An 11949-nucleotide genomic window follows, 5' to 3' on the forward strand; every position below is an offset into this window, starting at 1 on the left:
TCCTAGTATGGGACCCCGGACCGACCCCCGCTTCGCAGTAGGGTCGGGCGTGGGGGTATCTTCATATGTCGTTGTGCGCTGCGGCGCGTAAGCGCTAGGCCCGCACAGAACCCACACGCAATGTTGACGACGAGGTAGACCCTTGCCCACGTACAGCCCCAAGCCCGGCGACGTCACTCGTGCCTGGCACGTGATCGACGCCGAGGATGTCGTGCTCGGCCGGCTCGCGACCGAGGTCGCCACGCTGCTGCGCGGCAAGCACAAGCCGACCTACGCTCCGCACGTGGACACCGGTGACTTCGTCATCATCGTCAACGCCGAGAAGGTCGCGCTCACCGGTAACAAGCGCGAGCAGAAGTTCGCGTACCGGCACAGCGGTTACCCCGGCGGTCTGCGTAAGCGCTCCTTCGGTGAACTGCTCGACACCAAGCCCGAGCACCTGCTCGAGAAGGTCGTCAAGGGCATGCTCCCGAAGAACAAGCTCGGCCGCGCCCAGGCGAAGAAGCTCAAGGTCTACGCCGGCGCCGAGCACCCGCACGCCGCGCAGCAGCCGCAGGCGCGCGAGATCACCAAGATCGCGCAGGTCGCGCAGTGAGTGAGGAACAGTCTGTGACCAGCACCGAGGAGACCGCGACCGAAGCCGTCGCGACCACGGAGACCCCCGTTGTCGGCGAGGCCGTCGCGACCAGCGAGACCCCGGCCACCCCGCGCCCGTCGCGTGCCGCCGGTGGCAACGCCCAGACCGTCGGCCGCCGCAAGGAGGCCGTCGTCCGGGTTCGCGTCGTCCCCGGCTCCGGTGAGTTCAAGCTCAACGGCCGCACGCTCGAAGAGTACTTCCCGAACAAGGTGCACCAGCAGCTCATCCGTGAGCCGCTGGTGACGGTCGACAAGCCCGACTCGTTCGACATCTTCGCCAACCTGCACGGTGGCGGGATCTCGGGCCAGGCCGGTGCGCTCCGTCTCGCGATCGCCCGCGCGCTCGTCGAGGTCGACGCCGACGACCGCCCGGCCCTGAAGAAGGCCGGCTTCCTGACCCGTGACGCCCGCGCCACGGAGCGGAAGAAGTACGGCCTCAAGAAGGCCCGTAAGGCTCCGCAGTACAGCAAGCGCTGATCGCGCCTCTGGCGCAACCCGCGGAAGCGCCCATCCGTCTCTCGGATGGGCGCTTCCGTGTTTCCGGGGTTCGGGCAGGCCCGAGGACCCGTTGTCACAGCAGTCCCACGTGCCCCACGCGTTCGCCTTTAGCGGGCTAAACGCGCTCCGCGCGTCGCGTTTAGCCCGCTAAAGGCGAAACCGGGGGTACTGGCTAGGTTGTCGTGGTGGTTTTTCAAGGAGGTCGACAGATGGCTCGTCTATTCGGTACCGACGGCGTACGTGGCCTCGCCAACGAGGAGCTGACCCCGGAGCTGGCGCTCTCGCTCGCCGCCAGTGCCGCTCGCGTCCTCGCGGCCCACGACCGTTCGCACCGTCCGGTCGCCGTCGTCGGCCGTGACCCGCGTGCCAGCGGCGAGATGCTCGAGGCCGCCGTCGTGGCGGGCCTCACGTCCGCCGGTGCCGACGTGCTCCGCCTCGGCGTCCTCCCGACGCCCGCGGTCGCGTACCTGGTCGGCGCGCTCGAAGCGGATCTCGGCGTGATGATCTCCGCCTCCCACAACCCCATGCCCGACAACGGCATCAAGCTCTTCGCGGCGGGCGGGCACAAGCTCCCCGACGGGATCGAGGACGAGATCGAAGCCGGTCTCGCCGCTCCCGTCACCCGTCCGACCGGCATCGGCGTCGGCCGCGTCAAGGACGTCGCGGACGCGGGTGACCGCTACATCCAGCACCTGCTGTCGGCCACCCCGCACCCGCTCGCGGGTCTGCGTGTCGTCGTCGACTGCGCCAACGGCGCGTCCTCCTTCGCCGCTCCAGAGGTCTACCGCAAGGCCGGCGCCGAGGTCGTCGCGATCCACGCCGACCCCGATGGCGTGAACATCAACGAGCACTGTGGGTCGAATCACCCGGACGCGTTGCGCGCGGCCGTCGTCGAGCACGGCGCCGACCTCGGGATCGCGCACGACGGTGACGCCGACCGCTGTGTCGCCGTGGACGCCGCGGGGGAACTCATCGACGGCGACCAGATCATGGCCGTCCTCGCGCTCGCTCTCGCCGAGACCGGTGAGCTGACCAAGAACACCCTGGTCGCGACCGTGATGAGCAACCTCGGCCTGCACCTGGCGATGCGCGCGCACGGCATCGACCTCGTCACCACCGCCGTCGGCGACCGTTATGTGCTCGAGAAGCTGCGCGCGAGCGGGTTCGCACTCGGTGGTGAGCAGTCCGGCCACGTCGTCCTTCCCGCCTACGCGACCACCGGCGACGGTCTCCTCACCGCGCTGCGGGTGATGAGCCGCATGGCGTCCACCGGCAAGTCGCTCGCCGAGCTCGCCGCCGTCATGAACCGCCTGCCGCAGGTGCTGGTGAACGTCCCGGTGGCGGACAAGGCGGCGGTCGCCGTCTCGGCCGCGGTCCGTGACGCCGTCGGCGCCGTCGAGGCCGAACTCGGCGAAGAAGGCCGTGTCCTGCTGCGCCCGTCGGGCACCGAGCAGCTGGTCCGCGTCATGGTCGAGGCCCCCGCGCACGACACCGCACAGGCGGCCGCGGACAGGCTCGCGGGAGTCGTCTCTTCTGCCTCGTAAGTCCTCTCGCGTTCTTCCCAAGTCGCTGCGCGCGAGTTACCGGCCCGGTACATTCCGTGGGCAAGGAGCGGCACCGGGAGGGCTTGGGCCACGTCTGATCTCCGCAGCAGATCGTTGCCCAGGATGAGGGGGAGACATGGCAGGCGGTCACCAGGTCGATCCGCAGGCGTTGACACAGGCGGCCAAGGCACTGCGCGACATTCCGAAGCACGCCTTGGCGCAGCCGTTGGCCGCGGTCAAGGACATCCAGCTGGTCGCGATGGACTTCGGGCAAGGGCACCAGGAGAGCTACGGCCCGTATCGGCCGGCCGTCACGCGGCTGGCCAACATGGCCGACAGCTACCTCAAGGCCGCTGACCTGTTCGCGCAGAAGCTCGACGCTTCAGGGGGCAAGTACGAGGCCAACGAGGCCGAGACGAGCCAGTCCGTGAAGGCGACCGGCCGATGACCGCCCGGGAAGAAGACGACCTCCCGACCCGTGCCGAGGTCGAACAGATCATCAACGACGAGCGGATCCCGTGGGACGTCCGGCGTGATCTCGCACTGCAGTACATCGACTACATCGAGGACGAAGACCCCGACGAGGTCGGCTTCGCCGGCGACGAGGACAAGAACGGTTTCCGTGACGCCGTAAAGGCGCAGATGAAGATCAGCGAAGGCGATCTCAACGGGAACAACTTCTGGGGCGGGATGCTGTCCGACGTCCAGGTGATCAACAGCCTGGAAGACAGCGTCCAAGTCGCTTACGGCAACGCGAAGGGCTACGTCGACAAGCTCGCCGAAGAGGGCAGGCAGGCGAATCAAAAGGCCAATGCCGACGCCAGGACGGGTCTCGACCAGATGGCCGCCAAGGCGAGTGCGACCAATCCCGCGGCGGAAACTTCGGATCAGATCCTGGATTTCGGCAAGCCGTCGTTCCGGAACATCGAGATCTTCGTTCCGCTCTACAACCGCTCGGTGGCGGCGGTGCGTTCCGGTGCTCCCGCCGACATCGACCAGTTGCGCGAGTTGTACGACCAGCAGCGGAAGATCCCGTTCGGCAAGTTCGCGGCCGGTGCCGAGGAGTTCACCAAGCTGAAGGAAGCGGTCGCGGCCTCCTCCGGTGATGTTTCCGGTGAGATGAAGAAGAACCTCGGCGGCTGGGAGGGCGCCGCCGCGGACCAGGCGCGGACCTACCAGCAGAACTACGAGGCCAAGACGAAGGTCGTCTCCGACGCCGCGGAGCACGCGGCCGTCGCGATGACGACGGCGGCCGGTTCGGTCGCGAAGTTCTGCCGCGACAAGGCCGACTGGATGATCAAGGCGTCGTGCGACCGGCTCGGCGAGGTGACCGCGCAGGATCTGGACCGGATCATCCGCATCGCGGAGCTCGGTGACAACGCCAGCCAGGACGATTTCAAGCACTGTTCGAAGTTCCTCGACCAGCAATCGCGCGACCTGATCGACGACGACGACTGCGACCTCGACGAAGAGACGACCAAGCACATCATCGGACAGGTCAAAAGCTACCTGTCGGGGACTTTCAACACTTTCTACTCGCAATACCTGACCGACTTCAAAACCATGTGCGGCAACACCCACGCCGCGGTCGCCGGGGCTTGGCAAGGCCTGACCGACTTCTTCAGCCAGCTCGAAGAGAACCCGTTCGCCGATCTCGACGCGGCGGCCGGGACTTCGGACGGTGGGTTCAAGACCGGTGCGGGATCGGACGACGGCGGCGGTCGTACCGGCGGCCCCGGCCCCGGAAGCGGCGCAGGCGGCGACACGACGCCGATCGGCGACACGAAGCCCCCGGCCCCACCGGCCCCACCAGCACCGCCGACCCCTCCGGACCCGAACATCAACCCGATCACGGACAAGCCGCTCGAAGTCGATCCGGATACCGGCGAGGCGTACCCGATCGATCCGCGCACCGGCGAGGCCGTGAAGCCAGAGAGCCCGGAAAGTGTCACCGTCGAGCAGGGCGATCACAAGATCTCCATGGCCGAGCCCGGCAAGGACGGCAAAATGGGGATCTCGGTCGATGACGGCACGGGACACGCGAAGGACTACAAGCTCGACTTCGGTGACCCGCGGCCCTTGCCGGACGGCACCCCGAACCGTGGCCCCGGCGCCGACGCGGCGGGCGGCGCGATCCACCGCGACACCGCGCAACGGCCGGACGCTCCGCATACCGATGACCAGGTGTTCGAACCCGGCCCGGACGGCAAGATCCACATCGAAGACGGCGATCTCAAGATCACCGCCGAGCGGCCGGACGGTCCTGACGGGCCCACTCGGGTGACGGTCGACGACGGCAGTGGCGAGCCGACGACGTACACCTTGGGTGGAGAGAGCCCTACGGCGAAAACGGCCGGTGGCGCCTCCGAGGCGAACATTCGTCCGGACGCCGTGATGCCCGGCGGCGAACACGTCGCCGAACAGGTTCCCGGTCAGCCGGTGGAAGCGGTGGCGAGGGAACACGCGGTCGCGCAGACCGCTTCCGGACCGGTGGAATCGGTTGCCCACGGCGCGCGGACATCCGAGGTTCCGGCCTCCGGCGCGGTCGAAGTCCCGGCCGCCGCCACCGAGCAGACCACGCCCGCGGCGGCTTCGGACTCGACGTCACCGCAGTCGCTGGGCAACCCCATGGGTGACGACGGCCTCGGCGAGACCTCCGACCCCTCGGGTGCCGGTGGCGGCGCGGCCACGCCCTCGACCTCGGGCCTCGGCTCGGCGCCGGGCGGGAACGGCGATCAGTCCGCCGCGGTCATGGGCGGGATGGGCATGATGGGCGGCGGCATGCTGGGTGGTGCCGGAGCGGGCGGCAGCGGTGGCGAGGACCAACAGCGCACCTCGAGTGGTTACCGCGTCGACGGCGGGCTCTTCGACACCGCGACGTCGAGCAGCCGGATCAGCGGTTCGCTCGACGACGACGGCGTCATCGGATTCCGTTAGCGGCCGGCATCGGCGAGGAAGGACTGATCGTGGGTTCCGAGGACGCGCTTGCCGCGATGAAGAGCAGATTGGCGGGTCTGGAGAGCGAGAACTCCGCCAGGATGGCTCTGCTCGACAAGCGCCGTGAAGAGGCGCTCGCCGAGGCCAAGGAGAAGTTCGACAAGCAGTCGAAGACCCAGGGCGGCGTCATCGTCCGGTTGCAGGAGCGCAACCGCAAGGCCAAGGCCGCGGGTGGCTGGGCGACCGAGGCGACGCTGGGTGAGAAGGCCGAGGACGACGGCGACTTCGGGTTCGAAGAGGACGAGGCCGAGAACGAACGCCGCGCCGGGTACCGGACGGCCGACGAGCCGCCGAGCGCGTACCGGCCGGCTCCTCCCGCACCGCAGGGACCCCCGCCGCCTCTGGCCCCGGTCGCCGAGGAGCGGCCGGCCGGGCGGCATCGGCGGGCGGCCGCACGTGGTGACGACGACGATTTCGCCGACACCGACTGGCTGGCGACCTGAGTTCTCAGGTCCGCAGCGCCACGATGGCCCGCTCGACGCCGTGGAAGACGGCGTGCTCCTTGTATCGCACGTCTTCGGCGACGTGGTCGGGAGTCAGGATCTCGGCAAGGGCGCGAAGCGCCACTTCGCCCTCGGCGATCGCGACTCGCGAACCGGGACAGGTGTGCCGTCCGAGGCCGAACGCGAGTTCGGCGTCGGGGCCAAGGGGGATGGCCAGTTTGTCCCCGGCGGCCAAGTCCTTGCCCGCCAAGGAGAACGGCGCGATCACGCGGCGCGCGGCGAAGCGGGTCGGGGCGATTTCGTGGATCAGGCCGCGTACGTCGTCGAGGACGTCTGGGCGGCGTAGCGTTTCAAGGGCGGCGAGGGCGAGGAAGTTCATGGAGTTCTCGAACGCCGCGTGGGCGAGCATCACGGGCGTGATCATCAGCTCGTCTTCGGTGATCCGGCCCGCTTCGTGCGCTTCGCGGAGCAACGCCAGCCCGCCGCCTTCGACGGCCGTCGCCTTGAGGAAGAACATCGCGACCCTGAGCGCGGCGGTGTCGGCTCCGGCGGGCCCGCCCGACCACACGTCCAGGTTCGCGGCGGTCTCCGAGAGATTCGTCAGCAGCTTCTCGCCGAGTGGCTCGACCGTGCCGAGCACCGCCTCCGTCACCCTGGCCGCCGCCGGCCTGGCGAAATCGGCCACCAGGTCGAAGCGCGAAAGCGACTTTAGCGGGCTAACCGCGATCCGGAGGTCGGCGAGCACGGCGTCCGGCAGGGGCTCCACCAGGGCGATGACCTCCTTGACGACCGCGCGCAGCCGCCGGTGGTCCGCGCCGTCCATCAGCAGGAGGTTCGGGGTCTCGGCGGCGGCGCCGCCGGGGTTCGAGCTGAGTTCGCGGTCGCGCAGCGCCTTGACGCGGTCCGCCGGATCGTCCAGCACGAAGAAGTCGTCCACGCTCGTATGATGCCCATGCCGCGGCCGGAGGATGTGCCAGTGCCCTCGAAACTGTCCGCAGAAGTGCCCGACGAAGTGTTGCGGACCCCGCTCGTACGCCGTCTACTCGAGCGCGCCGAGGTCGAGCGCCCGGCGTACACGCATCTCGACTGCTCGAACCGGCACGAACCCGTCGAGGACACGCTGACCTGGGCCGAGCTCCTCGTCCACGTCCGCGCAGTCGCGGCGAAGCTGCGTGAGCTGATCCAGCCGGGAGACCGGGTCGCGATCACGGCGCGGCAGGACCTCTCTTACGTCGTCGCGTTCTTCGGCGCGCTGTACGCCGGCGCCGTGGCGGTGCCGCTGTCCGCTCCGGACGTCCGCGCCCACCGCGAGCGACTCGTCGGAGTACTCGATGACTGCGACGCCGACATCTGGCTCACGTCCGAAGCGCTGGTCGGACGGCTGACGGAGTTCGCCGAGGCCGAGCGGGTTCCGGCACCACGCGAGATCGTCGCCGTCGACACCCTGCCGCTGGATCCGGCGGACCGATCCCTGCCGTCGCCGGTTTCCCCCGAGGACCCCGCCTACCTGCAGTACACCTCCGGCACGACGCGGGCACCGGCCGGAGTGGTCATCACGCATCGGGCGCTGTCGGCCGCTTGCTGGCAGATCTGCGACGCCTACGACGTCGGCGAGCACACGACGTGCGTCGGCTGGATCCCGTTCTTCCACGACATGGGGCTGGCGCAACTGCTCGCCGGGACGATGCACGCCGGCGGCCGGACGGTGTTCATCGCGCCGCTGGAGTTCATCTGGCGCCCGGAACGCTGGCTGCTGCTGATGTCGGCGTACCCGAACACGCTCACGGCGGCCCCGAACTTCGCGTACGACCTGGTGACCGAGGCCGTGCCCGAGGCGAACCGCGCCGAGTACGACCTCTCGACCGTGTCGGTCGCGCTCAGCGGCAGCGAACCGGTCCGGGCGGCGACCGTCCGGGAGTTCCTCGCGGCGTACGAGCCCCACGGCTTCCCGAGGGGCGCGTTCCGGCCGTCCTACGGTTTGGCCGAGGCGACCGTCTACGTGGCCAGCGGTGATTCCCAGGGCCCGGTGGTGACCGAAGTGGACGGCCGCGAGGTCGTGGAGATCGGCTGGCCACGGGGGCAGCGGGTCCGCGTCGTCGCCCTGTCGGATCACGTTTTGCCCGCTAAAGTCGACCTGGGCGCGACGGGGGAGATCTGGGTCAAGGGGCCCAACGTGGCGGCCGGGTACTGGCGGCGTCCGGAGCTGACCGCCGAGGTGTTCGACGCCGAACTCGACGGGGAAGGCGGCTGGCTCCGCACCGGCGACCTCGGCACGATCCGGGACGGCAGGCTTTCCGTGACCGGCCGCCTGAAGGATCTGATCATCATCGACGGCCGCAACCACAGCCCGCACGACATCGAAGAGACGGTCGCCGCCGCCCACCCCGTCCTCGGGCCGGAACGGGTCGCCGCCTTCTCGGTCGACGGTGACGAAGGCGAAGGCGTCGTCGTGGTCGCCGAGCGCGCCCGGAAGGCTTCCGACTTCGACGAATCCGAGATCGCGCGGGCCGCCACCCGCGCCGTCGCCGAGCGGCACGACGTGCGTCTCCGGGCCTTCTTCCTGGTGAAACCCGGCGGATTGCCGCGGACCTCCAGCGGCAAGGTCGCGCGTTCCGCGGCCAGAACGCGGTACTGGACGTCGGATGGGACAGAATCCCCCCATGGCAGCTGACGCGAGCGAGTACGTCGACGAGATCAAGGCCCTCGTCTGCGAGACCTTCGACGTCGATCCGGACACCATCGACGAGAACACGCCCTTCGCGGAGATGGGCGTCGATTCCCGGCGCCGCGTCCGGCTCCTGGCGACGGTCGAGGTGGAGTTCGGTGTGGACCTCGACCTCGACGAGCTGGATCGCCTGGTCGACATCCGGGGCGCGGCGACCGTTCTCGCCGAGGCCGTCGAGGCGGGCGCGAAACCGCGAAAACGCGGCCTACCAGGCTTCTTGCGCCGAAATCGTTTGAGTTAGCAAAGGTGTGAATGTTCCTGCGGTCTCGATGACCGATGGGTACATTCTGTGTGCATATGCGACGGCACCTGAGGCCACCGGCGTGCGTCGTAGGTAGGACAACGAGGCGAATACAGCGGGACGAAGGGGGCACCGGTCATGCCGGACGGGGGCTACAAAGCCGATTCAGAGGCGATGCTCACGGCGTCGACGTCGTTGGAGCGCGCGGCTGAGAACACGACGTCCGAAGCAGGGAAGGTGGGGCCGACCCAGGTTCAGCCCGCGGACTTCGGCCGGGTGCACAAGGACTACCAAAAGGGCTACGCCACCGGAATTCTCGCCATTTCCGACGCGATGAAGGGCTACGCGGGCCAGCTCACCCAGCTCGCCGGCGGGGTCAGCACCGCGTCGACCCGCTACACCTCTTCCGACCAGGCGAACGCCGCGGCTGCCAACAAGGCGGGAGCGCAGTAATGAGTAAACCGACGCCCGCCCAGATCACGGAAATCCTGAACGACCCCTACATCACGCAGGGCACCAAAGACGCGCTGCTGAACCCGTTCGTCAATCAGGAAGAAGCGTACAAGAAGGCCGTCGCCGAGCGTGATTCGAACGCGGCCGGGGACAAGAAGCAGAAGGCCGCCGCCGAAAAGGCGGACAAGGACCTCGATTCGTTGGCTCGCCCGGCGGGGGGTGGTTCGACGACCAAATCCGACCAGGTGCTCGATCTCGCGAAGCCTGCGCTGGACTTCTTCTCCGAATGGTCCGACCAGGTCTGGAACAAGATGCCGGACAAGCCGTCCGACATCAATTACAAGACCGACATCTGGGACCGGTTCCACGAGAACCGGGAAATCAATTTCCAGAAGATGTTCGACGAGGTCGAGGATCTCGGCGACGCCAAGAAGGCCGTCGAGCAGACCAGGACCGACGCGACTTCGGCGCTGACCACGCTCTTCCACGATTGGAAGGGACAGGGCGCGACGGCCGCGAAGGTCAAATACGAGCAGCGGATTCAGCCGGACGCCCAAGAACTCATCGCGCAGATGGACGGCGTCATCAAACTGGTGCCGTCGACCATCGACAAGATCTACAGTGCGCTCAAGCTGAAGGTCGACGAAACGCTGAAGCTCCGCGTCGACAAGGTCGCCACGGCGCCGTTGTACATCGCGAAGCAGGTTGTCGAAATCGCGAACGGCAAGGTCGATTCCAAAGAGAAGCTCATGGACGTCGCGTACTGGCTCGACTCCGCGTGCCCTGGCAACAATCTCGCCGAACGGCTGCGTCACGACGATTGCAATTTGAACGACGAGAACAAGGAATACGCGATCGGGGCCGCGAAACAGTGGCTGAAGGGTTCGTTCGCCACTGAGTTCGGCGAACGGTACGAAAACTTCAAGAAGCTCTGCAAGAACGCGACCGACACGATCAACACGCAGTATCACGAGCTTTCGCGGTTCATGGAGGACTACACGAACCCGTTCCCCGCGCCCGGAGCCGAGAAGCCGCCCGTCGACGACGGCAAGGGCAAGGGCAACGACAACGGCGGCGGAAACAACGGTGGTGGAAACAACGGCGGCGGCACCGGCGGTGGAAGCGGGAGTGGTGGTGGAAGCGGCAGCGGGGGCGGTGCCAGCACGCCGCCCGCCGCTTCGGTTCCCGAGGCGCCGAAACCGGAAGACAAGCCCGCCGAGGGCACGAACCCGGTGACCGGCAAGCCGCTCGAGCTGGATCCCGAGACCGGCAAGCCGTACCCGATCGACCCGGCGACGGGTGAGGCGATCAAGGACGGCGTCGACGGTCAGGACACCATGACCGTCCAAAAGGGCGACAACAAGATTGAGATGTCCGAGCCGGATAAAGACGGCAAAATGGACATCAAGGTCGACGACGGCAAGGGCAACGAGAAGGACTACAAGCTCGACTTCGGCGACCCGAAGGGTGAAGAAGGCAAGGACGCCAAGGACGGTAAGCCCGGCGAAGAGGGCAAGGACGGCGAGTTCGGGCCCAAGGGCGCGGTCAAGGAAGGCGAACCCGGCGCCGACGGCGTCTACCGGCCCGGCCCGGACGGCAAGATCCACATCCAGGACGGCAACCTCAAGATCACCGCCGAACAGCCGCAGGGGCCGAACGGCCCGACCGTGGTGACCGTCGACGACGGCAAGGGTGAGCCGACCACGTACACCCTCGACGAAAAGGGCGAGAAGAAGGAACTCAAGCCCGGCGACGTCCTCGATACCGATGACCTCAAGAACGGTCTCGACGACCGGAATCCCGGCAATCCGCAGCCCGGCAAGGTCGAAGACGTCCAGCCGATGCCCGCCCCGGCCGATGGCATCGCGCCTGCCGGTGGTGGTGGCTTCAGCGCTCCGGGCGGCGTCGAAGTCGGTGCCGGTGTCGGCGGGGAAGGGACCGCCGCGGAGACCGGCGGGGGTGCTTCGGGTGCCGGTGGCGATGGCACCGTGCCTGCCGCCAGTGGCGGTGGAGGCGGCGGCGGCTTCGAGGGCGCGCTCGGTGGCGCCATCGACGGCGGTGCGGCGGCTTCGCTGAACGAAGCCGGTTCGCTCGAAGCGGGCATTCAGACCGGGGGCGGCGCGCAGCCGGCCGGGGCCGACGCCGGTCTCGGGGTGGCTCCCGGCGGGATGGACCCGGCGCCCGCGGGTGCGGGTGCGGCTGCCGGCAGCTCGCCCGCCGGAATGGGCGGCATGATGGGCGGAATGGGTGCCATGGGCGGCGCGGCCGGTGGTGGTGGGGGTGACACGCAACGCGGGTCGAGCCAATATCGCGTCGAAGGTGGCATTTTCGAGACCAGTGGCGCGGGCGGCCGGATCAGCGGCTCGCTCGACGACGAGGGTGGCGACCGTTCGATCAGTTACGAGCGATGAT

General features: G+C 68.3%; 11 protein-coding genes. 10 read left to right on the forward strand and 1 reads right to left on the reverse strand.

The window, feature by feature from the left end; genetic code table 11:
* The first annotated feature begins 142 nt into the window (after nt 1-142).
* From rplM to P3102_RS03445, 6 genes are all read left to right on the forward strand, one after another.
* Nucleotides 143-595, forward strand: coding sequence for a 50S ribosomal protein L13 (gene rplM / locus P3102_RS03420; RefSeq protein ID WP_005166833.1), 453 nt, complete (start codon nt 143-145; stop codon nt 593-595).
* A gap of 14 nt (nt 596-609) precedes the next feature.
* Nucleotides 610-1113: a 30S ribosomal protein S9 gene (gene rpsI, locus P3102_RS03425; RefSeq protein ID WP_276366440.1), complete on the forward strand. Its 504-nt coding sequence runs from the start codon at nt 610-612 to the stop codon at nt 1111-1113.
* A 230-nt stretch (nt 1114-1343) separates the two neighbouring features.
* Nucleotides 1344-2678, forward strand: a complete 1335-nt coding sequence (gene glmM, locus P3102_RS03430) for a phosphoglucosamine mutase (protein ID WP_276366441.1) — start codon at nt 1344-1346, stop codon at nt 2676-2678.
* A gap of 136 nt (nt 2679-2814) precedes the next feature.
* Nucleotides 2815-3126 carry a hypothetical protein gene (locus P3102_RS03435; RefSeq protein WP_276366443.1) on the forward strand — a complete coding sequence of 104 codons (312 nt, stop codon included), beginning with the start codon at nt 2815-2817 and terminating at the stop codon, nt 3124-3126.
* On the forward strand, nt 3123-5615 hold the full coding sequence (locus P3102_RS03440; protein WP_276366444.1) for a hypothetical protein: 2493 nt from the start codon (nt 3123-3125) through the stop codon (nt 5613-5615). Before P3102_RS03435 ends, P3102_RS03440 begins: the two co-directional genes overlap by 4 nt.
* A gap of 29 nt (nt 5616-5644) precedes the next feature.
* Entirely contained in the window at nt 5645-6118 is a 474-nt protein-coding gene (locus P3102_RS03445; protein WP_276366445.1) for a hypothetical protein, read from the forward strand.
* Nucleotides 6119-6122: 4 nt separating this feature from the next.
* Here the strand turns inward: P3102_RS03445 and P3102_RS03450 are convergent, their stop codons facing one another.
* Complete coding sequence (locus P3102_RS03450; protein ID WP_276366447.1) at nt 6123-7055, reverse strand: cytochrome P450; 933 nt, start codon at nt 7053-7055, stop codon at nt 6123-6125.
* 39 nt (nt 7056-7094) lie between these two features.
* Between P3102_RS03450 and P3102_RS03455 the strand changes: the two genes are divergently transcribed.
* The 4 genes from P3102_RS03455 (at nt 7095) to P3102_RS03470 (ending at nt 11948) form a co-directional block, all read left to right on the forward strand.
* Nucleotides 7095-8789 carry a fatty acyl-AMP ligase gene (locus P3102_RS03455; protein WP_276366448.1) on the forward strand — a complete coding sequence of 565 codons (1695 nt, stop codon included), beginning with the start codon at nt 7095-7097 and terminating at the stop codon, nt 8787-8789.
* Nucleotides 8779-9084 (forward strand): acyl carrier protein, encoded by a 306-nt coding sequence (locus P3102_RS03460; RefSeq protein ID WP_276366450.1) that lies wholly within the window; start codon nt 8779-8781, stop codon nt 9082-9084. The genes P3102_RS03455 and P3102_RS03460 overlap by 11 nt, the downstream gene beginning before the upstream one ends.
* A 138-nt stretch (nt 9085-9222) precedes the next feature.
* The gene (locus tag P3102_RS03465) at nt 9223-9537 is read left to right on the forward strand and encodes a hypothetical protein (RefSeq protein ID WP_276366451.1); all 315 of its coding nucleotides are present in this window, start codon (nt 9223-9225) and stop codon (nt 9535-9537) included.
* Nucleotides 9537-11948 (forward strand): hypothetical protein, encoded by a 2412-nt coding sequence (locus tag P3102_RS03470; protein WP_276366453.1) that lies wholly within the window; start codon nt 9537-9539, stop codon nt 11946-11948. The genes P3102_RS03465 and P3102_RS03470 overlap by 1 nt, the downstream gene beginning before the upstream one ends.
* Nucleotide 11949: the final 1 nt, after the last annotated feature.

The organism is Amycolatopsis sp. QT-25 (assembly GCF_029369745.1).
Classification (GTDB): domain Bacteria; phylum Actinomycetota; class Actinomycetes; order Mycobacteriales; family Pseudonocardiaceae; genus Amycolatopsis.